Genomic DNA, 23383 nt, shown 5'->3' with positions numbered 1-23383 from the left:
TGGCACGCAGTAGTTAACAATGGGTTCCCTGAGAAGAATGGCGACGCGGGGCGCTTCAGAGCTCCTTGCGTTTTATGACGGAGCTGCATATTCTGCAAGAGTACGTTTCCTGGGGCGTCCCGGAATCGAGAAAAACTCTCACCTCATACCCGCATGAACACCGGTAGGCATAGCTTCTCAGTTTGATCTCTTTCATAAAGGCATCCTCGTGACAATTAACATATCATTAATATTATCGGAAAAAAGCGGGGATACCTTATCACTTCATATGAAAATGGGGCTGTTTGACACAGCCCCATTCATTTCAATAAAAAACCCTGAAAGGATCAGCCCTTCAGCGCAGCAGCCTTGTCCGTTTTTTCCCAGACAAATCCCGCGTCTTCCCTTCCGAAATGCCCGTAGTTGGAAGTGGACCTGAAAATGGGCCTGTAGAGGTCGAGCATCTGAATGATGCCGGCCGGCTTAAGGTTGAAGACCTTCCGCACCCGCTCGCTGATCTTTTCCTCGGAGATCGTGCCGGTCCCGAAGGTGTCGACAAGGACTGAAACGGGATCGGCGACGCCGATGGCGTAGGCCAGCTGCACCTCGCAGCGGTAGGCCAGCCCGGCAGCCACGATGTTCTTGGCGATGTACCGCGCCATGTAGGCTGCGGAGCGGTCGACCTTGGAGGGGTCCTTGCCGGAAAAGGCGCCGCCGCCGTGGCGGCCCATGCCGCCGTAGGTGTCGACGATAATCTTGCGGCCGGTGAGGCCGGTGTCACCGTGGGGACCGCCCACAACGAAGCGCCCCGTGGGATTGACATATATTTTCGTGTTCTTGTCTATGAAATCGGCCGGGATGATCTTCTTGATGGTCGTCTCGATTACGCCCTCGGTGATCTCCTTGTGGCTTGCCTCCGGTGTATGCTGCGTCGAGATGACGACCGCCTCGACGCGCTTCGGCTTGGCGTCGACGTACTCGATGGTGACCTGCGACTTGGAGTCGGGACGGATGAACTTCAGCTCGCCGCTGCGCCGCACGTCGGCCAGCCTCTTCACCAGCTTGTGGGCAAGGGATATCGGCATAGGCATCAGCTCCGTGGTCTCCGCCACGGCGTATCCGAACATCATGCCCTGGTCCCCGGCGCCCTGCTCGGAGTAGAGGCCCTGGCCCTCGGTGACGCCCTGGGAGATGTCCGGGGACTGGGTATGCACGTAGATCTCGCATTTGCAGGTCTTGGCGTCGAAGCCGATGTCCGCGTCGGTGTAGCCGATATCGGCGACCACCTGCCGCGCCGCCTTGTCGTAATCAACCGCCTGCGACGATGTTATTTCGCCGGACAGCACGATCCTGTCGGTGGTAACCAGCGTTTCCATGGCCACCCTTGATTTCTTGTCGCCCTTGATATGCTCGTCAAGCATGGCATCGGAGATCTGGTCCGCGACCTTGTCAGGATGCCCCTCGGATACCGATTCAGACGTAAAGATATAGTCTTTGCTAACCATTCTACAAACTCCTTTAATAAATATGGGCAGACCTCAACCTCGGACGAGGTCTGTTTTTATTGAGGAAACTTTTAAAAATAAAATCCGGATGTTCCCCCATGGGCACGTTCATGATACAGCCGGAATTATCAAAGCTCGCACTATGATAATTCCCATGTTCAGAGGTGCCCTCGATAATCTCCAGTGGATGCGAGATGTATATTCGTTATTTCTTTACGGGCGTGCCTTTATCGGCATTGCTGTTCAGATCGGGTTTCTTCTCTTCGCCTTTTATCAGGCCCTTGTTCTTTGACTCTGTTTTAAGAAGATCTTTTTTAAGCGAATCCATCCTCGCCGATTCCAGCCCGGCCAGTCCGAGAGAACCGATCATGAAGAGGCCGATCATTATCCCGGTGGCCTTGGTGATGACATCGGCGGTCGAAGATCCGAAGGCGGACTGGCTTGAACCGCCCAGGATGCCCATGCCGGCGCTTTTATCCGACTGGAGCAGAATGAGCACCACCAGCAGGACGCAGAGTATCAAGAATAAGACCGATATGACAGTTATGATAATTCCCATAGAGCCTCGCTACAATTATTTAACACGTATGATGTCCAGGAACGAATCCGCCTTGAGGCTCGCGCCACCCACCAGGACGCCATCTATGTTCTCCTTGATGTGAAGACCGGCGATGTTGTCCGGCTTGACAGATCCGCCGTACAGAATAGGGAGGGCGTCCGCGGTTTCCTGGCCATACAGGTCCTTCACGATCTGGCGGATAAAGCGGTGCGCATCGTCGGCGATCTCAGGCGTGGCGACCTTGCCCGTTCCTATGGCCCAGACCGGCTCGTAGGCAATGACGACTTTTTTCATCTCCGCCGCGGAAACGCCCGCCAGGGCCTTTTCCACCTGCCGCTTTAACACCTCATTGGTCAACTCTTTTTCGCGCTCCTCCAGGAGTTCACCGACGCAGATCATCGGCTCGATATCGTTCTTAAAGGCGGCCCTGACCTTTTTATTCACTTCCTCGTCCGTCTCTCCGAAAACGTGGCGCCGCTCGGAATGGCCGATAAGGATATACCGGCACCCGGCATCCTTCACCATGACCGGCGAAACCTCCCCCGTAAAGGCCCCTTCCTGATCGAAATACATGTTCTGCATCCCCACGGAAATCTTCGATCCGCGGCAGAGCTGCGCCACCTCCTTCGCCCAGGGAGACGGGGGGAAAACGACGACTTCCCGGCCGCCGATCCCGTCAATACCGGCGAGGAGGCCCTTCACCAGGTCAATCGCCTCGCCGCTTTTTTTATACATTTTCCAGTTTCCGGCAAATATTTCACGTCGTGTCATGTGCGCTCCTTTATATGCCCCTCTCCCCGCGGGAGAGGGGTTGGGGTGAGGGTTTTACTTCATGATATACTTGATCAGGTCGAGGACGCGTGTCGAATATGCCCACTCGTTATCGTACCAGCTCAGGACCTTGACGAGGTTCCCTTCGATGACCTTGGTTGACGCCGCGTCGACGCAGGACGAATGGGCGTTTCCGAGGAAATCGACCGATACCAGCTCCTCTTCACAGAAGAGAAGGATCCCCTTGAGCTTGGTGTTCGCCGCTTCCTTGAGAGCCGCGTTGACCTTGTCCACGGTCGTGTTTTCTTTCACAACAGCGACGAAGTCCACCACCGATACGTTGGGGGTGGGGACGCGGATGGCAGCGCCGTCCAGTTTGCCCTTGAGCTCCGGCATGACCAATGACACGGCCTTGGCCGCGCCGGTCGTGGTCGGGATCATGGATAGCGCCGCAGCCCGGGCCCTTCTCAGGTCCTCGTGCGGGAGGTCCAGCAGGCGCTGGTCGTTGGTGTACGAGTGTATGGTGGTCATGTGGCCCTTCTGGATGCCGAAGTTGTCGTGGATGACCTTAACGACCGGCGCCAGGCAGTTTGTCGTGCATGAGGCGTTGGATATGATATGATGGTTGTTCTTGTCATACTTATCCTCGTTGACGCCAAGAACGATGGTGATGTCCTCATCCTTGGCAGGCGCGGTGATGATGACCTTCTTCGCCCCTGCGCCGATGTGCTGGGAGCATTTCGCCTTGTCGCGGAAACGCCCGGTGGACTCGACGACGACGTCGATGCCCTCGGCCTTCCAGGGAAGGCTTGTCGGGTCTTTCTCGGAGTGGATCTTGATATTCTTGCCGTTAACGACAATGGAATCAGCGGTGCTCGAAACCGTCCCGTCGAAAATGCCGAACACGGAATCATATTTAAGCAGGTGCGCGAGCGTTTTTGAGTCGGTGAGATCATTGATACTGACAATTTCGATGTCGCCATAGGCGGCGGGATTGCCGTATACGGCGCGCAAAACGCAACGTCCGATTCGTCCGAAACCATTAATAGAGACTTTGATAGCCATACTTTTCCCCCGTTGGTTTTATTAGAATGGTACCCATGCTGAGAGTGGGATTTTGGAATACGGATTAAACGCTTATGATAAATTGTTAAATAATATCGGATTTGTCAAGTATTTCATTCATTTAAATGGCTCCGGCCGGTCATTTAAGGCAATCGGCGAGAAAGGCGTCCACCGCATCGTTGAAGCCATGGGGATTTTCGAAAAACGGAACGTGACCGCTATGGTCAAAGACGACCACCCGGGCATTGGGGATACCCGAGGCAAGGGCCGTCGTGGAATCGCAATTGATGACCTTGTCACCCCTGTTGGCTATGACCAGAACCGGGATATCGATATTTCCCAGGATCCCGGTGTAGTCCATGCCCCTGCAAATCTCCATGTCGGTAAGGATCACGTTCCGGTCCATTTCATGGAGGCCTTTCCGGGCAAATCCGATAAGCACTTCCATCTTCCGGCTGAACACGGCGCCGACGATCATGTCGGCCAGGGCGTTCATGTCGTCGCGCTCCATTATATCCACCAGCACATCGGATATGGGGAGCACCGCGGAGGTCGACACCAGCACCATCCCGATCATGCCGGAGAGACGGCGGCGGCACGCCTCGAGGCACACGCCTCCTCCCATGGAATGGCCCATGAGAACGTAGGAGGAAATGCCTTCCTCCTTGATGATATCCTCGATGGCATAGATGAAATCGTCAAGGGAGGGCTTCACGCCGTTATATGAATTGCCGTGCCCCGGCAGGTCCAGGGCTATGGTCTTGAACCGGTGGCCGAAATGCCTGATCTGAAAACGGTACAGGCGGGAGTCCCCCACGGCGCCGTGGATAAGTATGATGGCCGGGCCGGGGAAATCTCCCTGCTTGCGGTACGACAGGGTTCCCCAGCGGGACGATGTTGTCAGCTCGTTCTTTCTCATGGATGGTCTATAAAAATGTATGGGATACCTTTGCGGGGAGATTTTCCCTGTCAATCCAAAAAACAGAAATTCCCGCCATCAATGGACGGGAATCGATAACAATGGATGAAACATGCGTCAATCCCATTACCGGTAAAGAGAAACAGGAATGATTAGATTTCTATTAATGCTTTTCCATCATGCTGGTTGCGGGAGGATAAATCCCCATATGGCGTCTCCACACTGCTATGCCAAAGCGGATGCAGCCGCATATGGCCACAAAACTTCCGGCAATGACGCAGATCCAGACAGTGTGATGTATGGCTGTGGGATAATTCCTGACAAAATTCAATACTATCTGATCCATCGAAAGGCTCCTTCACATACAAAATGGATACAACCCTGATGGATGTAAACTAAAATCATGGGGAATTTATGTCAATAGTAAATTTTTGCCGGCAGGAATATTTTGACTCTTGGTTAGTAATGAATTAACTCTGGCACCGTGATTCATTATAACTCATAATTCCGAATATAAATAAAATATAGTAATTCATAAATATGGAAGAAATTTAAAACTATCCTGATATAATGAAGGATCTCAAGGAAATTGATAGGAAGGTTAAACATACATAGGAATTAATATAGAAAAAATATTACATACCGCATGGACGGTTTGTTGATTTTTTTGTTTACCGATAACTATCATTTGGGAAGTCCCTCTGAGCCCCATTATTACCGATAACTATCGGCATCATCCAGACATAAAAAATGATCAAAGTGGAGGATAAATCATTAATGTTATCAAGAAAAGTTGGCCCTGTATTTGTAATCTGTATCCTTATTTCAAGCCTATACTGTCAGGAAGACAAGGGAGGATCAATGATTCCCTTCCTTCTTGGCACAACGTCCTCTGATAATAAAGGTACAGCGGAAACACAGGATTGCACAATGCAAAAGATACCCACCGAGACGGTCATTGATGGCCTGATTGTGGACGAGGAAAGCCGTGCTGCATCAACAACATCATCAGCAAATGCATCTCCTTCCGTCGTTAAGATCGAGACCCTTATCAAGCTGGTCCCTGACGCTGAAAATGCCTTCTTCACGGACACGGGGCGGTTGTTTGTCACGGACGGAACATGCATCTGTGAAATAACGGACCGCGGCACTGTCACCAAGCTCTTTACCGACACCCAGGGTCTTTTTGGCGGGATCGCCCAGTCAGGCAAATGGCTCTACGTTGTCCATGCCTCCATCAAGAATACCCTTCCATCATTGGACTTCAATTCATTATTAGCTTCCGGAGATATCGTGACCATCCTGAAGGCTCTTACCGATGCCATGATGAATAAAGAGATACTGAGGGCGGACATCAGCGTGGCGGGTCCCCCCGTTTTTGAATCCCTGTGCGTCATTGAGGGCGCACTATTGCCCAACGGCATGGCTGCCGACGTTGAGGGAAACCTGTATGTGGCTGACCAGACATTCCTGCCCCAGGGAGGCATCATCAAGTTCACCATTACCGGAGACGAGACGCCCGTAGTATCGCAGGAACGATGGATATACCACAAGGACGGGTGCCTGTCGCCCAACGGAGTCGCCATCAGCGGAAGCACTCTTTACTTCACTGATTTTGCCCTCACCTCTTTAAAACCGGCCAAGGTGAAGAAAGTCGAAATAATAAACGGCAAACCCGGCACGATCGAGGTCGTGCATTCGGCCCTCAGCTTTTTTGATGATCTGGACATCGGCGTGTATAAGAATCGGACATACATCGCCGTTGCCGATTATTTACTGAGCTCCATCATCATGATAAACCAGAATGATGGCGCTAAAACAAGGCTGGGAAGCGGCAAGCTCGCCAATCCATCATCCGTTCATTTCGGCAAAACTCCCCAGTTCAAGGCGAACGAGCTCCTTGTCACCGAAAAAGGGATGCTCTACGAAATGTATTCCAGCTACGGGAACAAGCTGAGCTGCATCACCCTTCCTGAATAAGACCGCAATCCCTGCGGTGATGAAACCCGGCATTGCCGCAGGGGAATTCAATCCTGGAAACCGATCAGCAATCCTGCGCCTCGACGGTTCGGCAGGCTTGTCCTGGGCGACGTCGAAAGTCTCACCCACCGCCTGTCGAAGGGCGCAGCCGCCCATAACCGGAAATTTATTTGACCGATACCGGTGGTATTATTATTTTTGTCTCAAGGGACGCAAACATATGTACGCCTTTGAAATAGTAGCGGAGCGCAAGATCGTCGAAGCAATGGAGCGGGGCGAATTCGACAACAATCCCCTGGCGGGGAAGCCCCTTCCGCCGGACGGCCTGGATAACGTGTCGCCGGAGCTCCGCATGGCCATGAAGATCATGAAAATCGCCGGGATCGTGCCTGAGGAGATCGAGCTTCGAAAGGAAATATCATCCATCAACGAGCTCCTCAGGATCTGCGCGGCCGACGAGGACAAGGTCAGGCTCAGGGTAAAGCTGAACGAGAAGCAGCTCCGCTACAACATGCTGATGGAAAAGCGGACCGGCAAGGTCTTCCTCCCCGAATACCACGAAAAGATAATGGAAAAGCTCGGAAAATCCTGATTTATCGAGAAGGCCTGGTGGCGGCTTCCAGGGACGCCAGATACGAAAGTGCCTCCTCGAAGGTATCGCCGCACATCTCTTTTGACGCCTTGAGGGCGTTACACACGGCGGGACGATCATCCCGCCCGAAGATCCCGCACAGGTTATTGGATGTGAGATGGACGCACCGGACGCCGGCGGGCTTTCCACCGGTCATGCCGGGTATCGGCGATGATATGGACGGGGCTATGCAGCAGGCGCCGCATCCGGCCCTGCACCGGATCTCTATCATGTGATGCTCCTGTTAAATGACGAAGCCGTGTCATGGACGGCCATCATGACTATCCCACAATCGCATCGCCCTATGGGCAATCATTTTTCCGTCAATGATTAAGAGAAATATTTCCTGATAAGGCCGAACCTGCCACGCTTGATGAGACGCATCCCGGAATAGCGCATCACTTCCCTGATCCTGTCGCGGTACCCGGGGCCATAGCAGTGGGACGGGCATTTCTTGCAGGCAGGTTTCGGGTCGAAGGGACAGAGGACGCGCTTTGACACAGCGTAGAGAAGGAGCCTGCGGCATTCTTCGCAATAGGAGTAATCGATCGATTCGAGGCAGCGACTCACTGCGCCGGCGGTAACAACCGGGGCCTTATCACGGTCCCTGTGGTTGTCGCTGCAATAAATATTGATAAATTCTGCCAGCACTTCAGAATCGCTGATCATTTTTTTTATTTTGTCGTCTTTTTGTTCCATCAGATTCACTCTGGCACCTGAAAAAATACTGTTCAACCGATAACTATCTGAAGTCATAAATTCTTTAAAAATTTATGATTTACTCTGACACCTCGATATAAGCCGGTATAGAAATCTTAACAAGTGTTCACCGATAACTATCGGCTCGAAAAACCAGCGGCTCATCAGATACCGATAACTATCGATTCAAACCGCCATCAGTGTATCAAAAATCCTCCCGAACAGCTGATTGCACTCTCCAAAAAATAGATCAGCGGCAATATCCTTCTCACCCTGGACAAACATGGTCCCGTCAAGCTCATCCAGGCAATTATCCAGGAGGGCCTTGACGCTTTCCGGGGTCGCTTCCAGGTGAAACTGCAGTGCCACCACCCTATCATCATACACGAATCCCTGGTTCCTGCAGGCATTGCTTTCGGCGATATGGACCGCCCCTGCGGGTATATCGAAGGTATCGCCGTGCCAGTGAAAGGCTGTGAACCGCTCCGGGAGAACCGCGCCAATGACGGATGCCACGGCTCCGCCGGTTCTCGTGACCGGAAACCAGCCGATTTCACGGTACCTATTCTTATACACGGCCGCTCCCATGACATCGGCAATGAGCTGGGCACCCAGGCAGATGCCGACAATCTTCTTCCCGCCTTTGATCGCTTCCCCGATGAATTTTTTCTCCTGCTTCATCCAGGGGTATTTTCCTTCGTCATGAACTCCCATGGGACCGCCCATGATCGCCAGGAGGTCATACTCGGTGGGCCCCGGCAGAGGCTCCCCGTCGAAGAGCCTTGTCACGGAAATCTCAGCCCCCCGGGAACGGGCAACCGATTCAAGATATGCCGGCCCCTCAAAGGGCACGTGCTGCAGGCAATGGATCCTCATGAAGTATGTTCCCCCTTATTCCGATAACCGTCTCCCGAACCGGCACTTGTTTTCCCGCCTTCGCCATCGCCCGCTCAAGGACCACATTCACGCCGCCGCAGCAGGGAACTTCCATACGGGCAACGGTTATTGATTTTATCTCATGCATTGAAAAAATCGCCGCGAGTTTGTCAACGTATTCTTCGATATACGGATCCAGCTTGGGGCAGAACATTATTACGATCCTGTTAAAAAGGAAATCCCTGTGAAAATTGCCGTACGCAAAGGGAACGCAATCCGCCGCCAGGAGCAGATGGGCGCCGTCGAAATAGGGGGCGGCCGGGTTGAGGAGCTTCAGCTGCACCGGCCACTGGCGGAGCTCCGACTCCACTGGCGCCTGGAGGCCTCCGGCGTCCTTCTGCGGATTCCTCTCCCTCATGTCCATGGCCGCCGATCCGGGGCATCCGCAGGGCTGCCCGGCCTGTGACGCTTCCTCATGGTGCGGAATCGGGATCCCCTTTTCCTGAAGATATTCCACCGCTTCACGGAGATATTTTATCTCGCCATGTTCCTTAAGATGATGGAGATGCGCTTTTATCACATTGGCTCCGTGCTTCACCACGTTCTCCATGACCCTGCGCTCGCTGTAGGGCTCGGCCTCGCGCTCCTCAACGGTCAGCGCACCCTCGGGACAGGTCTTAAGGCAGGCTCCGAGGCCGTCGCAGAAGAGATCGCTCACCAGTCGGACCTTACCGTCGATCACCTGGAGGGCCCCCTCCGGGCAGTCAGGCACGCAGAGGCCGCAGCCGTTGCATTTTTCCTCGTCTATTGTTATGATGCTTCGTTTCATGATATCCTCCCGGTTGAATGGTTTAATGTCATATCGATTTGTATCAATCAATGCAAATAATATACGACAACCTCGCATTTATCGCATTGACGCAGGTCAAGAAACATGTTTTTTCGATATTTTCCCGGCCAAGAACGCACATTAATTGTTGACTTTCCAACAAAGACGGATAACATACATCAGGATTTCTAATTTTGATGGAAAGGCTCAATAATATGAACGATTCCCTTATTTTAAAGATGGTATCCGCATGCATCGTATTCGCATCAGTAATCATGATTATCGCCTGTGATAACGATAAAAAAAAGGACAGTACATCGCAATTACTGCCCCTGCTTCTATTTTGTCCTGCGACTACGAAGTATATCCTCTACGATGGCTCGACATCTGATGGATTTATGGTGCCTACATTAGTTACACAAGATAACATGTGCAAAGCATCTTCAAATAAGCCTGTAGGTGCAACTAAAGTTCATGCCTTTATCTCACTGGGACAACCCAATTCAATATCCAATATGCCAAATAATTATAATTATAACCGGTGTGGTAAAATCTATGGGCCTGATGGTAAATCACTTATCGCAAACAACTGGAACGATTTACTTGACGGTTTTATAAATATGACATTATATGCTGCCGGTGTTCTTCCGGATGAAACGGAATGGTGGTCCGCATCAAAAGAAACAGGAGACGCTGATACCGTCAAAGACTGCAATGTATTTCAATCTAACGATATCGCTTATAGAGGCATCTGCGGTATATCAAATCGAACAGATGCAGGTTGGATCAGATACACCGTACCCACATGCAATAATACACGACATATTCTCTGCATCTGTGAAATAGCAGAGTAGTTCCAATTCTCACTTGATTTGCAGGGTACGGCATACCGTACCCCTATCTCAAGTATATTTTATTCACAGGGGTGTCAGATGATACAGATGACCTTGAAAAAGTATGCCATCGGCGCCGGCGCCCTTGTCATTCTCGCCCTCATCGCCTTTTCACCCCACGGTCTCCTTGACCAGACATCGAAACCGGCTTTCTGCAATGCCTGTCACCCCATGCATGAGCAATACGAGGTCTGGTTCCTCACCGGGGTCCACCGGAACATCAAGTGCGTCGACTGCCACCTTCCCAACAACAATGAAGTCAATCACCTCATCTGGAAGGGAATCGACGGCACCAAGGACGTCGTCTCATTCTTCAGCGGCGTTTATCCGGACTACATCACCGCCACGGGACACGCCCGGAGAGTCATCAAGGCCAACTGCGTGCGGTGCCACGGTGAAATGGTTTCGCGCATCAGCACCGACGGACAGAACTGCTGGTCCTGCCACCGCAGAATAAATCATAAGCTCAACGAATTCAGCTATTCCGATATCAGGTAGGAGAACACCATGAAACAGTACTGGATGATCTGTATCGCCTTCGGGCTCTGTGTATCTTTAATGGCCGGGTGCGCCCCGGAACCCCAGCCGATCAAGGCCGGGCTCGTAAAAGACGGCGAATTCGATCCCGAGGAGTGGGGCAAGGTCTATCCCCTCGAATATGAATCGTGGCTCAAAACAAGGGAACCGAAGCCGACGGGCAAGACAAAGTACAAGCGCGGCTGGGATACGGACAAGATCGTATACGACAAGCTGAGCGAGTATCCCTACACCGCCCTCCTCTACAACGGCTGGGGCTTCGGCATTGAATACAACGAGCCGCGGGGCCACTACTACGCGGTGATCGACCAGATCGAGATCGACCAGTCCCGGACCAAGGCCGGCGGCGTGTGCCTGGCCTGCAAATCGCCCTACCATAAAACCTTCACCGAGAAGCACGGCATGAAATACCTGACGGCGAAATTCAAGGACGCCCTCGACATGTTGCCGAAGAAAATGCGCGAAACCGGCCCTTCCTGCATTGATTGCCACAAGAACAGCGACATGGGACTCATAACAAACAAGCCCCATATCACCCGGGGCCTTGAGATGATCGGGAAGAAGGACCTCACCCGCCAGGAGGCGCGTGTCATGGCCTGCGCCCAGTGCCACATGACCTACTACGTGCCGCGGAACCAGGAAATGAAAGTATCCGGCGACGTCATGCCGCCCTGGACCGGCGGGAAATGGGGCGACATATCCATCGAGACCATCATCAAGGACCTGCTCACCGATTATCAGCGCATCGAATGGAAACAGAAAGTCACCGGCTTTGCCTTGCCCTACATACGTCATCCCGAATTCGAGTTTTACAGCCGCGACAGCGTCCACTGGAAGGCGGGCGTGGCCTGCGCAGACTGCCACATGCCCTACAAGCGCAGCGGCTCCTACAAGATATCCGATCACAACGTGACGAGCCCGCTCAAGGCCGACATGCGGGCCTGCTCGCAGTGCCATACCGAATCCGCGTCATGGCTGAAGGACCAGGTATTCGCCATCCAGGACCGCACGATCTCCCTTCATAACCGCGCCGGTTTTGCCGCTGCGGCCGTGACAAAGCTCTTCGAGCTGGTCCACGCCCAGCGCGACGCCGGGAAAGCCATCGACCAGGGTCTCTACCAGAAGGCGAAAAATTTCTACCTGCAGGCCTTTTTGCGGATCGTCTTCGTGGGCGCGGAGAACTCCTGCGGATTCCACAATCCTCCGGAGGCGGGTCGTGTCCTGGGAGACGCAATCGCCTTTTCGTTCAAGGCCGAGTCTGTCCTTCGGCAGATCCTTTTAAAGGCGGGAGCGGAAGCGCCCGATCCGATCAACCTCCAGCTGGCCAATTACCTGAACAACCGCGGCGAGAAAAAGCTGGGGTTCAAGCGCGACCAGATGTTCAAGGACCCCTTCGACATGGAAAGTTATTTTACGCCTGAAGGGGCCAAGGGGTATTGATAGTGAACCATGAAAGCCGGGGAAGCGCCTCCCCGGCTTTTTTAATATTTTTTATTAATCGCCAAAGGCGACCTGCAAGAAAGAGATATTACCCAGACCGGGACAAATGGACTGCCACAGACCTGCTTCTCTCATAAGATGCTTCCATGTTATATCTTATTGGACCGCCGCCATATCTTCTGCTTTTCCGCTGCCTTGATGAGGTCGTCGCGGAAATCGGGATGGGCGATGCTGATCAGCTTCTCCGCCCTCATCCACACCGCGTCGAGCTTCAGGGTGACGCAGCCGTATTCGGTGACGATGAACTGCGGCATCTGCCTCGGGATCGTCACGATCGTCCCCGGCTTGAAGAACGGCTGGATACGCGATATGACCGTTCCGTCGCGCATGGTATAGGTCGACGGCAGGCAGATGAAGCTCTTGCCTCCCTTTGAGCGGTAGGCGCCAAGAACGAAATCCTGCATGCCACCGTTTCCGGAAATCTGGTCGAACCCGTTCGATTCAGCGTTCACCTGCCCGTACAGGTCAACCTCGATGGCCTGGTTGATGGAAATAAAGTTGTCAATGCTCTTGATCACATCGTAATCATTCACATATCCGACATTATATGATGCAAGGGCCGGATTGTTATGGATCCAGTCGTACAGCTTGCGATTTCCCAGGGCGAAGGTGTACACGGTCTTGAAGCGGTCCACATCCTTGAGGGAGTTGTCCATGCGGCCCGACATGTACATCTCGTAGTAGGCGTCCACCAGCATTTCGGTGTGGCCCCCGAGGTGCTTCAGGTCGCTCTCGGCGATCATGTGGCCCAGGACGTTGGGCATGCCGCCGATGCCGAGCTGGACGCAGCAGCCGTCCTTGAGGTGCCTGAACACATGGCCCGCAATCTGCCGTTCGATATCTGTGGCCTCGATGGGCGGAAGCTCGAAGATCGGCTCGTTCTCGCCCTCGACAACATAATCGACCTGGGAGATGTGAACCGATTCGCGGGCGCCGCCCAGGCCGCGGGGAATGTTGGCATTGGTCTCGACGATGAGCTTCTTGGCCATGCACCAGCTTAGCATGCAGGCGTTTGATATGGCGAAATTGAAATACCCGTTTTCATCCATGGGTGAGGCCCTCAGAATGTGGACATCCTGGAGCCGCAGGCCGGTCTTTGTCGGGTCATATGCGGGCCCGTAATGGTGGGCGCAGCCCCAGTCCGTTTCCCCGAACACGATGGAGCAGTAATTCACCGAATACGGGTTTTGCATCTTCATGAGCCTGGTGAGGAGGGAAAAATGCCAGTCCACATAGGTGAATGTTTTTCCCTCGGGGTCTCTGGATACGACCTCCGGTATCGGCGGGATGGTGACCGCGCCGCCGACAAGCACATTGTCCAGCTCATCCTTTCTCGCGGCAAGGGCCCTGTCGCAGGCCATCGGCCTGCCGTTGAAAAAGCCGTAGGTGACCCAGTTGCCCGATTTCACGCATCGTGCTGCCTCTTCCGCGGTGCGGAGCTTGCTTTTATACTGTGCTGCGATATCCTTTTTTGAATCATAGCTCATATCGTATGCCATTGTCCTTTCCTCCCGTATGTCATATGTAAATATTATAATTATCGATTGAGGCGCGGGCTGGTAATCCGGGGCGGTTCATATACTGATTGTCAATTCCGGTTATATTTTCCATTTTACCGTCTCGCCGAACAGCATAGAAAGTGAACACCATTAAAAAATAAAAATCATTGAACATGGAGTTGCCGGTCATTTTCCATGAATCATCGGTATCACCATTGATAATATAAGTGGAACGTGGGGTAGAAACAATAGCGATTTTCAACAATAATTGTCATCGCCTCAGGTCACAGGCAATGGTGTAATCCTTTATATTTAAATAACAAAATCGAGGGAAGAATATTGGGAGAGCCACGTAAAATCGAAGCAGGACGTTCCCTCATGGATACGCAATCAGCATCATCCGTGAAAGAACCGGCCCACCGCCCACCATGCAGCCGCGCCCAGGCGGGTCATCCCCACGAGAGGGACAAGCCATTCAAGGGAGTTAAATATGAGAGAAAGAATCCTATTCAATATGGCAAACCGCACCACAATCGAGAAATAATATCATCGAATTGCACAAATTCCCTCAACATTTGATACCATAGTGTCGCTGACGCACAATAGCAAGAAAAAAATGCGTACCGATCTACCATGGTTCACGACTTATTACGGTATCCCAAAAGGATCATTTTTACAGCGAGAGGGTCTTTCATGAAAAAATTCAATAATTACCAGATGCTCTGGATCCGGTATTGGCTGCAGCGGCTGGAACATGGGACCATAAGCAGGGATGAATTCGAACATCAGATTTACAAAGAATGCCGGCTGCAGAACGAAAATATCACGTACAAGGAAGTGCAACATCTTGTTCGGAATATCCTTTCACAGCGCGAAGGAGCATTTTCAATGCAATCGCCCCCCAGGTTCTCATAAACCATTGCCATTGCCCTGTAGAAAAACCGTGAATGCATGCTCCGCCGAAAACAGAAAAAGCCCACCGAGGGGCTTTTTTCTGCAACGCGCCATGGCAGCCATCGCACGAACCTGCCGCACCCACGGGCCGTACCGTCAGCGGTACTTATCAATGACTTTATTGATCTCAGCCGTTATGGATTCAAAAGGGACTCCCCTGTCCTTTAGGCAGCCGACCGTTTTGCCGTAACTCACGTAAAACTTCGTCAATTCTTCGGTGGGCAGCGTCGTGTTGGCCTTTGATCTGATGAAGCCATCGTAAACATCGATGAGGTCCTTGAAAGCTCCATCGGCGCAGCCTTTATCCGCGCAGGCGCACGCCTTTTTCTCGACTTTTGCCATTTGATCGACAAAAGACTTCTTGCAGCCGAAAGCAATCAGAATGATAAAACCGGCCATCAGAAAAATTGTCGCATTTCGAATGATGTTCATCCCCGTGTATCTCCTAATTGGATTTTAACGACGATTGTCTTCCGCAATTTTGGAGAATAGTCGAGCAAATGAATTAGTCAAGAACTATCCGGCCCGCACTTCAGCGTGATTCTTAACAGGCAAATATTTCACTGTAAATTCATTGACATTACGGCTAAAACAGGGTATGTTTGTTATACTCGTTTTTCAATCCAATCAGATTGGGAACGATAAAATGCCCCTATAATATTTTATTAAAAGGAGTAACTACCATGAAAAAAGCATTCCTTTTATGTATTACCGTATCAGCAGCAATCGCCCTGGCTTCCTGCGGAGGGGAAAACATCAAACCGACGGGCAACAAGACCGTGGACGAGCTTAACAAATCGCTTTCAACGGTTACCATTACGGGATTCCCCTCAGGTAAGGATTCATCAAACGCGACCTGGGACTTCAAGCTCACCATTGCCATCCCGGTCGTGAAGGAAGTTCTCCCCAAGGTGCCCGGGGGCTGGGTCCTCCAGGTGACCGGCCATTCCGATGCCGAGGGCGGGATAACCGCGCCCCAGAATTACAACCTGAGCGCAGCCAGGGCCAAGATGGTATTTGACAGGCTCAAAGAGAAAGGCGTCAGGGACCCCAAGCTAACACAGAAAGGCGTAGCCGGGACGATGATGAGCGGTAAATGCGGCAAGATGGGCGACTGCCAGCGCCGCGTTTCCTTCAGGGTCGTTCCGAAGTAACGCACGGTTTATCAGCATCATTTTTCACGGGTAAAACGAATATCATTGCGCAGACCATACCGGCGCCCGGCTCAGGCTGAGCGCCGGTTTCTGTATCCTGTCGAAGCAGCATCATATCAATAATCAAAAATCCCTATATTCCGTACTCATCCGACAAATCACACCGAGGCTGATTAGAAACGGGTCCATGCCATCGATGATTGAACGAGAACAGGCCGGGGCCCATGGTTACCATAACGATCTTCATTATCTAAGTCACATAGACATGATCTGTTTGACAGCTCATGGAATGCATGATACCCTTTACTTGAAAAACTTAAAATGAAATCAACCGACAGGGAGGGTAATGACCCATGGGCATAATGGACCTTTTCAATAGGGATGCAGCCATCCCGCGAATCGATCTCGTCTGGCTTAACAGGGCGGCAAAACTCAAAGGCGCCGCTGACTACCTGGCAAAAAACAAAACAGACCTATGCGTTGCATGGTTTGAGGAGACACAATTGATCTTCAACCGCTGTTTTGAAGAGAATCACATTAACATACCGATACGAATGGCCGATTCACTGGGGCTCTACGATCTCAACAACAAGATTGCGGTTTTCCTGGAGCACTATCCCCTTTACTCAAGGGAGGCGCATGTCTTATCAAAGAACATGCCCGCCGGCATCTGTTTCATGAATTCCCTCGACGACACCTTCTTCCGGCTCTTTGGCGGTAAAATAGAAAAACTGATGCGGACCATGGGGGTTGGGGAGGACGAAAACATCGAAAGCCCGATGATCAGCGCCACGGTGATAAGGGCGCAGAAAAAACTGGAGAAAAAGGTCCGTGACGACTTCCATGCCCGGTCAGGGGAGGAGTGGATGGAACGATACAGGACCTACTGGCAGCATCACCTGCGGTGAATGTCAAGGCCCGTAAAACCGCTACTGTACGTACATTCCATCCCGCCGATGCAGGGGCAAGAACAGAACGTATTGCTACGGGAGGGTGACGCCCGCGGCGGAGCACCCTCCCCTCAATAAACGCGTATCCCGCTCTTTATCTGCCGTCAATTTTCCTGATATACGCAAGGATCTTATCAGTCATCGGTAATTTGGAAACTTTTGTTGCTGCGGCTGCGGGCTTTCCCTTGACCGCTTTTCGCGCTGTTTTCTTTTTTACGGTTTTCCCGACGGCTTTCCCGCCGGCCTTTTTAACAGCTTTCTTGACAGCTTTTTTCTTAATTACTTTTTTCTTAACAGCTTTTTTAGCGGTTTTTCTGACCTTCTTCAAAGCTGCCTTCGGCTTTTTCGCTGCTTTCTTCTTAGCCTTTGCCTTTTTTACTGATTTCGCTTTTTTCTTCATAGTGCCTCTTCCCCATTATATAATATCACTTTCAAGGAATTTCTTCCCTTTATGTGCTATTCGAAGGATGCAATAAGCTTCCCCGTCAATGATTCGGGGTCCAGAGGCACACCCCCATCATAGACTACCGGCAGAGCCTGACATCTCGCCGGCAGGGCGTGGGTTACATTGATAAATCAGAGAAGCAATCCAGCCTCCCTTTGATGAATAATAACAGAAAAAATAACCGCAAGAAGTACAATCAAATGTCACCCATAACCATGTTCGGAAGATTGAGTATTATTCTTGATAAAAAAGCGCCATGGCCACGGGGAATGTAAAAGCGAAGGGAATGACATCTCCATCATTCCCTTCGCGGTGGGGGGGGTGGTTCCTGAAACCGGCGGATTCCGGCGCCAATTCAATCCTACCCCTTTATCATAACCAGCATCATCTTGAACTTATCAAGGGCCTTCAGGCCATGGGGCTGGTTCGCGGGCATGATGATCATCTCCCCCTTCGTCAGCAGATGGGGCTTCCCGGATATGGTTATTTCCGCCTTCCCGTCAAGGATATGGACGAGGGCGTCGAAGGGGGCCGTGTGCTCCGAAAGGCTCTGGCCACTGTCAAAGGCGAAGAGGGTGACTGTGCCGGAGGGATTGTTTATCACGGTGCGGCTCACCACGGAACCGTCCTGGTATGCTACAAGACCGTCAAGGGCCAGGCCTTCTTTTGTGTATTCACTTGCCGGATTATCTTTCATGGATATACTCCTTGTATTATATAATATCATTACCGGGGCTGTTCGCGGCTCCCAGGGCACGATTGCCTGCAGCAGTACGGCGTGCCTATCGCGACACGGCGTGCCGTGCCGCTACTTATAACTTAACAAACGCTGCTCCCCCTCGAGCTTCTTCTTGTCCGTCAGGTCCTGGGACACCTCCATGGTTCCCAGGTAGGTCCCCTGCTCGTCGCGCATGGCGAAGTATTCGATGAGGATGAAACGCCCCTTGTGGGTTATCCAGAAGGAGGCGCTCTCCTGCCGGCCGGCGCGGAAATCGTCGATGATCTTCTGCACCGTGGCGACGCTCGCCGGCGGATGGCACTGCTGTACCTTGCGGCCGATAATGGCCTTGCTCCTGGTGAATATCCGGTCCTTCCCCTGGGAAAAGTAGCGGACGGTGTCGTCCGCGTCGACGAAGGTGATGTCCACCGGGACCGTGTCGAGAAGCGCGGCGAGCTCCCTGACCGACAGGCTGCCCGTGGGCAGGATTATCCTTCCGCCGGCGCTCTCCCCTGCCGGGGAACCGGAATCATCGGCCGCAACCCCTGCCGGCCTCCATTGGTCCACAGGGTTGAACAGGCAATACCCGATCTCGGGACCCTGGCGGTACACGTCGTACCACTCCGCCTCGGTGAGGGAATCCAGGCACATGGGGAAGAGGATGTTGTCCTCCTTGACGATCATGTCCGTGATGGCTTGTGTCGCGGCCTGCAGCTCCGGCATGAGCCAGCGTATTTCGGTTTTGTTCCCGAGCCCGGCATGAAGCACCTGCAACGCCTTTTTCATCAGCCCCCGCGCCTCGTCATGCTTGGCCCACATGACCGCCGGCGGCCCCGTGATCCCGTGCTTTTCCAGGAAGGGAAACACCAGGTTCTCCTTGCGCTTGTAATGCTTATCCACGTCCATGAGCCTGTTGAAATGCTGGATGATGGCGTAGTAAATGTCCTGGGTGGGTTCATGATCGGCGCCGCCCGGGGCGCCGTGATAGAATTTCTCCAGTTCCGCGATTTCTCTTTCGAGGGCCCGGTTCTCCTCCTTGAAGGTATGGACCGGGTGTCCCGGCAGCACGGTCTTCGCACCGGACTGGTCGATGCTTCCGTCCAGCACCGCAGTGTGGACATCGCAGAGCTTCACCACATCCTCCTGGGGAAGCCCCTCGGCAATCAGCTCCTGCTCGACCCGCACGACGTCATCGTAGGGGATCTTGCCAAGGGCCTGCCGCAACTCCGCCTTCACCTGCTCCGGATTTTCCCCCCGGTGGAGCTTGAGGATGAGCTCCTTCAGGGTCCTCCGTTTTTGCTCAGCGTTATTGATGATTTCACTCATGATTTACTCCCCTCCTGGGGCCGTACCCCTCTCAGAGCGAGTAGCAGCCCGTTATGTTTTACATGATACACGATAATGATACCGACATCATTGACCCAGGTCAAGAGAGAAAACGATTTCTCATAGGTACCAGGTGCCTTCAGATATGGGGATCACATTGCCACCGACCGATACCGCCGTCCCGCCGGAATCGGTTTCATGGGCCTTCAGCATGAGAAGCGACGGCCTGCCGATCTCATGGCCCTGCCCGGCCCTGAGATCAACCCGGTCCGATCCGAAAAACCGATGATGGGACAGGTACGCGGCCAGGCAGCCGTTGCCGCTCCCCGTGGCGGGATCCTCGGCAATTCCCAGGTAATCGGCAAACATGCGCACGCTCACGCCATGGCTCCCGTCACGTCCCTCGGGGCAGAATATCAACACGCATTTTGCCGGAACGTCCCTGATAATCGCGAAATATCGCTCTTTGTCCGGCGACGCCTCTTGCAACGCTTCCAGATTACGCAAGGGGACTATCATGTGGGGCAGGCCCGTGGAAACTTCCTGGACCGGAAAGCGTCCATCGATGGCATCCGCCGGAAGGCGCAGCATTTCTGCTGTCGACGCTGCATCGAAGACCTTGCCGAAACGGGGCTCCGCCTGATCCATCCAGAGGGGTCCCGAACCATCGCTTCCGGAAAACGATACCGGTATCCGGCCGATCCTGAGATTGAGGACAACCGCATCCGCATGATCCCTGATCAGATGTCGCCGGATAATGTAGGCCGTGCCGAGGGTCGGATGACCGGCGAAATCGATCTCTTTTCCCGGAGTGAATATCCTGACGGCATATCCCCCGCTTTCTTTCTTATCCGACAGGACAAAGGTGGTTTCCGAAAAATTGAACTCCCGCGCGATCCGCTGCATTTCCCGCTCCGTCAGCCGCCCGCCGTCAAGAAAGGTCGCGAGCTGGTTGCCGGAGTATTTTTCGCCGCCGAACACATCGGTCATGAAAAACCGTATCCCATTCATGGCGCGGCCTCCCCTAGGCAAGCGCTATCGCTTCGATCTCGACACGGGCGCCGAGGGGAAGATTTCCCACGGCATAGGCGGCCCTTGCCGGTGGATCCTTCGTGAAAAACGTCGCATAGACCCTGTTAACCTCGGGATAGTCGGCGATATCGGCCAGGAGTACCGTGCATTTCACGACCTTGGCCATGTCGCTGCCCGCGGCCTCAAGGATAGCCCGGATGTTTCGCAGCGCCGCCTCAGCCTGGGCCGCCGCGCCGCCGCCGCTCAGCGTGCCGGACCCGGGATCCAGGCCAAGCTGCCCGGAAACAAAGATAAACCCGTTGGCCTTGACGGCCTGCGAATACGCCGCGACCGCCGCTGGCGCCTTATCGGTCTTAACAATAGTTCTATCCATAGTCATCTCCTCATGAATGATCGGCAAGATCTCAGCTATTAACGGGCCGATCGAATATCGCCATATATCTCTTTCTCAACGGCGGGGTTCCAGAAATGCACCACGCATCCCTTGCCCACCGGTGATTGAGCGACCAATCCTATCCTTATCTGTTTTTCCATTTCCATGAAAAAATACCGAGACATCTTCCAGTCACGGCCGTTCGACGAGTGGTGAAGGCACCACATGTTATCCTTTCGGACTATCTGCAGCCAGAGGCTCTCTCCCTCGATCCTTTCGCCGTTGCAATCGTCCGATGTCGAATCCGTTACCACGGTCACAACGGATTCATAGCCCAGGTCGGTTCTCTCAAAGGCCAGCTTTATCCATCGGTCAGGCGATTCATAGGCGCAGATACACCCCGCGTCATAGGTCTCAAGAAATAACGGCTGCACCCGGCACCGCAGCACGAAATCGCCCTGGACCTCCCGGTGATAGAACGGGGCGTTTGTCTTTGCGACGCCGGTACCGCCATCAATGAAAAAATCGCTGCCGGCGGACGCCTCGATAACAATATCATCTCCGCTGACATCAAGCTTCGCCGCGGTATTCATTAATTCATAAGCCATGGCCGCCTCTTAAGCAATTTGATGCGTCATGCGACTTCAAGATAAACATTCTCTTGACATATAATCGATATTCTTTCAACAATAATTAATATTTGAGTCGGGCTTTATTACTATAGTATGATATTGGCGAATCCGACATCTCGTTTTTTCCCGGTTCCGTTTGTCAGTTATCAATCTAATGGAGGCGCCATATACAATGGCACAAATCGAATCGCTTCTAAAAGAATCTGAGCTCTTCAGCGGCATGAGCGACGCCTCGGCGAAAAAGATCGCCTCCATGGGGAGGATCATGAAAGTGCCGCAGAACACGATGATATTCCTGGAAGGCGAGAAGGGTTCGTCCTTTTTCATCATGGTCGAGGGAAGCGTGCGTCTCTTCAAAAGCGCGCCGGACGGCAGGGAGGTCACCGTCAAACTCCCGTCGCCGGGAGAGATCTTCGCCGAGGTGATACTGTTCGAGAAAGACCGCTATCCCGTCAGCGCCACGGCCCTCTCCGAATCGGTGCTCTTCTCGATGGACCGGTCAGCTTTTGAAACTCTCCTCGGCAACGCCGAGTTCCGCGATGATTTCATATCCGTGCTCATGAAGAAGCAGCGGTACCTCGCCGGCAGGATACTATACCTTGCCGCGTACGACGTCGAAGAGCGCTTCTTCCGCTTCCTGGCGGACCATTACGGCAAGAAGCAGGTCTATGAAATAACCCTGTCCAAAAAAGACTTCGCCTCCGCCATCGGCACCATACCGGAGACCTTCTCGCGGCTCCTCCAGCGACTCGCCGGCCGGCGCATCATTCAATGGGAAGGGAACAGGCTCTCGCTTTCGGACAACTTCTGGGACGGGCAGTACGAGGATTAGCGACGGCGATTCCCAGCTCCCTGCCGAAGAGGCTCGCTCCTCCCTCGTCGTCGGCGTGAACGATGACATGGAGCTCGTCCCGGGCCCTGGTGCAGGCGACGAAGAGGAGCCTCCGCTCCTCCTCGATGTCGTTGTCCCCGTCCGGCAGCACCGAATCGCACACCCCTGAGATGACGACCCTGTCGAACTCAAGTCCCTTGGACGCGTGCATGGTCATGAAAAAAACGCCGGCGGCCCCTTCCCCGCCGAGGCGCTCTTTCAAGAACCTCCCCTGCCAGTTGTTGCGGTAGAGGACCGCCAGGGTCCGGTCCGGGGCATGGCCCGCAATGATCTCCCTGACGGCGTCAGCTTCCCCGTCAAAGTCGAGGACCCTGTAAAACCGGACCACCCCCCCCTTACCGCGGCTCGATATAAGGCGCTTCCTGGTGCGGTGATTGTTATGTTTGATGAATCCGCTGGCGAGGGATACGATCTCCTTCCGTGATCGGTAGTTTACCGTGAGGCGGTGTATCCGGGCATCGGGGAAATGACGCCTCATGTTCAGGATGTATTCAACGGCTGCGCCACGAAAGCCATAGATGGACTGCCAGTCGTCGCCCACGGCGAACTCACCCCCATCATTCCCCAACCTAACAAAATCTCAAATTCGTCCATTTCCCCCTTAACCGCCAAAGACCGATTCAACCTCAAACACCCAGAGATAAACATCCAATACTTCACCGACT

Annotated in this window: 28 protein-coding genes; 9 read left to right on the top strand and 19 right to left on the bottom strand. The window is 53.2% G+C overall.

Translation table 11 applies throughout. The features are described from left to right. Positions 1 to 55: 55 nt before the first annotated feature. From KA369_23575 to KA369_23550, 6 genes are all read right to left on the bottom strand, one after another. Positions 56 to 196 carry a hypothetical protein gene (locus KA369_23575; GenBank protein ID MBP7738971.1) on the bottom strand — a complete coding sequence of 47 codons (141 nt, stop codon included), beginning with the start codon at positions 194 to 196 and terminating at the stop codon, positions 56 to 58. Positions 197 to 326: 130 nt separating this feature from the next. Further along, the gene (gene metK, locus KA369_23570; GenBank protein MBP7738970.1) at positions 327 to 1484 is read right to left on the bottom strand and encodes a methionine adenosyltransferase; all 1158 of its coding nucleotides are present in this window, start codon (positions 1482 to 1484) and stop codon (positions 327 to 329) included. A gap of 205 nt (positions 1485 to 1689) precedes the next feature. Beyond that, positions 1690 to 2043 carry a preprotein translocase subunit SecG gene (gene secG, locus KA369_23565; GenBank protein MBP7738969.1) on the bottom strand — a complete coding sequence of 118 codons (354 nt, stop codon included), beginning with the start codon at positions 2041 to 2043 and terminating at the stop codon, positions 1690 to 1692. 15 nt (positions 2044 to 2058) lie between these two features. After that, positions 2059 to 2814 (bottom strand): triose-phosphate isomerase, encoded by a 756-nt coding sequence (locus KA369_23560; GenBank protein ID MBP7738968.1) that lies wholly within the window; start codon positions 2812 to 2814, stop codon positions 2059 to 2061. A gap of 54 nt (positions 2815 to 2868) precedes the next feature. Next, the gene (gene gap, locus KA369_23555) at positions 2869 to 3879 is read right to left on the bottom strand and encodes a type I glyceraldehyde-3-phosphate dehydrogenase (GenBank protein ID MBP7738967.1); all 1011 of its coding nucleotides are present in this window, start codon (positions 3877 to 3879) and stop codon (positions 2869 to 2871) included. Between the two features lie 139 nt (positions 3880 to 4018). After that, complete coding sequence (locus tag KA369_23550; protein ID MBP7738966.1) at positions 4019 to 4798, bottom strand: alpha/beta hydrolase; 780 nt, start codon at positions 4796 to 4798, stop codon at positions 4019 to 4021. 930 nt (positions 4799 to 5728) lie between these two features. Between KA369_23550 and KA369_23545 the strand changes: the two genes are divergently transcribed. Then, positions 5729 to 6778 (top strand): hypothetical protein, encoded by a 1050-nt coding sequence (locus KA369_23545; protein ID MBP7738965.1) that lies wholly within the window; start codon positions 5729 to 5731, stop codon positions 6776 to 6778. A 220-nt stretch (positions 6779 to 6998) separates the two neighbouring features. Next, positions 6999 to 7370, top strand: a complete 372-nt coding sequence (locus KA369_23540) for a DUF1992 domain-containing protein (protein MBP7738964.1) — start codon at positions 6999 to 7001, stop codon at positions 7368 to 7370. 1 nt (position 7371) lies between these two features. Here KA369_23540 and KA369_23535 read toward each other — a convergent pair whose 3' ends face one another. The 4 genes from KA369_23535 to KA369_23520 form a co-directional block, all read right to left on the bottom strand. Further along, positions 7372 to 7641 (bottom strand): YkgJ family cysteine cluster protein, encoded by a 270-nt coding sequence (locus KA369_23535; GenBank protein MBP7738963.1) that lies wholly within the window; start codon positions 7639 to 7641, stop codon positions 7372 to 7374. A gap of 98 nt (positions 7642 to 7739) precedes the next feature. Then, complete coding sequence (locus tag KA369_23530; GenBank protein MBP7738962.1) at positions 7740 to 8108, bottom strand: nitrous oxide-stimulated promoter family protein; 369 nt, start codon at positions 8106 to 8108, stop codon at positions 7740 to 7742. Between the two features lie 186 nt (positions 8109 to 8294). Continuing rightward, on the bottom strand, positions 8295 to 8984 hold the full coding sequence (locus KA369_23525; protein MBP7738961.1) for a type 1 glutamine amidotransferase: 690 nt from the start codon (positions 8982 to 8984) through the stop codon (positions 8295 to 8297). Continuing rightward, positions 8950 to 9813: a 4Fe-4S binding protein gene (locus tag KA369_23520; GenBank protein ID MBP7738960.1), complete on the bottom strand. Its 864-nt coding sequence runs from the start codon at positions 9811 to 9813 to the stop codon at positions 8950 to 8952. The genes KA369_23525 and KA369_23520 overlap by 35 nt, the downstream gene beginning before the upstream one ends. Before the next feature lie 197 nt (positions 9814 to 10010). Here KA369_23520 and KA369_23515 point away from each other — a divergent pair, with 197 nt between their 5' ends. The 3 genes from KA369_23515 to KA369_23505 all read left to right on the top strand — a co-directional run bounded on the left by KA369_23515 (position 10011) and on the right by KA369_23505 (position 12683). Then, positions 10011 to 10667: a hypothetical protein gene (locus KA369_23515; GenBank protein ID MBP7738959.1), complete on the top strand. Its 657-nt coding sequence runs from the start codon at positions 10011 to 10013 to the stop codon at positions 10665 to 10667. Positions 10668 to 10745: 78 nt separating this feature from the next. Continuing rightward, positions 10746 to 11204: a cytochrome c nitrite reductase small subunit gene (gene nrfH / locus KA369_23510; GenBank protein MBP7738958.1), complete on the top strand. Its 459-nt coding sequence runs from the start codon at positions 10746 to 10748 to the stop codon at positions 11202 to 11204. A gap of 9 nt (positions 11205 to 11213) precedes the next feature. Further along, a complete protein-coding gene (locus KA369_23505; GenBank protein ID MBP7738957.1) occupies positions 11214 to 12683 on the top strand; it encodes an ammonia-forming cytochrome c nitrite reductase subunit c552 in 1470 nt (489 codons plus the stop codon). A 149-nt stretch (positions 12684 to 12832) separates the two neighbouring features. On the opposite strand, the gene KA369_23500 is transcribed toward KA369_23505, so the two are convergent. Further along, positions 12833 to 14230: a hypothetical protein gene (locus KA369_23500; GenBank protein ID MBP7738956.1), complete on the bottom strand. Its 1398-nt coding sequence runs from the start codon at positions 14228 to 14230 to the stop codon at positions 12833 to 12835. A gap of 705 nt (positions 14231 to 14935) precedes the next feature. Between KA369_23500 and KA369_23495 the strand changes: the two genes are divergently transcribed. After that, positions 14936 to 15157, top strand: coding sequence for a hypothetical protein (locus KA369_23495; protein ID MBP7738955.1), 222 nt, complete (start codon positions 14936 to 14938; stop codon positions 15155 to 15157). A 135-nt stretch (positions 15158 to 15292) separates the two neighbouring features. On the opposite strand, the gene KA369_23490 is transcribed toward KA369_23495, so the two are convergent. Continuing rightward, positions 15293 to 15628 carry a hypothetical protein gene (locus KA369_23490; protein ID MBP7738954.1) on the bottom strand — a complete coding sequence of 112 codons (336 nt, stop codon included), beginning with the start codon at positions 15626 to 15628 and terminating at the stop codon, positions 15293 to 15295. Positions 15629 to 15879: 251 nt separating this feature from the next. Here KA369_23490 and KA369_23485 point away from each other — a divergent pair, with 251 nt between their 5' ends. Next, positions 15880 to 16350, top strand: a complete 471-nt coding sequence (locus KA369_23485) for a hypothetical protein (GenBank protein ID MBP7738953.1) — start codon at positions 15880 to 15882, stop codon at positions 16348 to 16350. 353 nt (positions 16351 to 16703) lie between these two features. After that, a complete protein-coding gene (locus KA369_23480; GenBank protein ID MBP7738952.1) occupies positions 16704 to 17258 on the top strand; it encodes a hypothetical protein in 555 nt (184 codons plus the stop codon). Positions 17259 to 17394: 136 nt separating this feature from the next. Here the strand turns inward: KA369_23480 and KA369_23475 are convergent, their stop codons facing one another. The 6 genes from KA369_23475 to KA369_23450 all read right to left on the bottom strand — a co-directional run bounded on the left by KA369_23475 (position 17395) and on the right by KA369_23450 (position 21802). After that, positions 17395 to 17700 (bottom strand): hypothetical protein, encoded by a 306-nt coding sequence (locus KA369_23475; protein MBP7738951.1) that lies wholly within the window; start codon positions 17698 to 17700, stop codon positions 17395 to 17397. A 406-nt stretch (positions 17701 to 18106) separates the two neighbouring features. After that, the gene (locus KA369_23470; protein ID MBP7738950.1) at positions 18107 to 18442 is read right to left on the bottom strand and encodes a cupin domain-containing protein; all 336 of its coding nucleotides are present in this window, start codon (positions 18440 to 18442) and stop codon (positions 18107 to 18109) included. Between the two features lie 111 nt (positions 18443 to 18553). After that, positions 18554 to 19789, bottom strand: a complete 1236-nt coding sequence (locus tag KA369_23465; protein ID MBP7738949.1) for a DUF438 domain-containing protein — start codon at positions 19787 to 19789, stop codon at positions 18554 to 18556. A 120-nt stretch (positions 19790 to 19909) separates the two neighbouring features. Continuing rightward, on the bottom strand, positions 19910 to 20800 hold the full coding sequence (locus KA369_23460) for a PhzF family phenazine biosynthesis protein (GenBank protein ID MBP7738948.1): 891 nt from the start codon (positions 20798 to 20800) through the stop codon (positions 19910 to 19912). Between the two features lie 13 nt (positions 20801 to 20813). Next, a complete protein-coding gene (locus KA369_23455) occupies positions 20814 to 21194 on the bottom strand; it encodes a Rid family detoxifying hydrolase (protein MBP7738947.1) in 381 nt (126 codons plus the stop codon). A gap of 38 nt (positions 21195 to 21232) precedes the next feature. Beyond that, positions 21233 to 21802 (bottom strand): DUF1349 domain-containing protein, encoded by a 570-nt coding sequence (locus KA369_23450; GenBank protein MBP7738946.1) that lies wholly within the window; start codon positions 21800 to 21802, stop codon positions 21233 to 21235. Positions 21803 to 21998: 196 nt separating this feature from the next. Here KA369_23450 and KA369_23445 point away from each other — a divergent pair, with 196 nt between their 5' ends. Further along, entirely contained in the window at positions 21999 to 22658 is a 660-nt protein-coding gene (locus KA369_23445; protein ID MBP7738945.1) for a Crp/Fnr family transcriptional regulator, read from the top strand. Here KA369_23445 and KA369_23440 read toward each other — a convergent pair. Continuing rightward, entirely contained in the window at positions 22591 to 23259 is a 669-nt protein-coding gene (locus KA369_23440) for an ATP-binding domain-containing protein (protein ID MBP7738944.1), read from the bottom strand. The genes KA369_23445 and KA369_23440 overlap by 68 nt on opposite strands. Between the last annotated feature and the right edge of the window lie 124 nt (positions 23260 to 23383).

Source organism: Spirochaetota bacterium (assembly GCA_017999915.1).
In the GTDB taxonomy this organism is placed as follows: Bacteria; Spirochaetota; UBA4802; order UBA4802; family UBA5550; genus RBG-16-49-21.
This window is presented reverse-complemented; position numbering and strand designations above follow the sequence as displayed.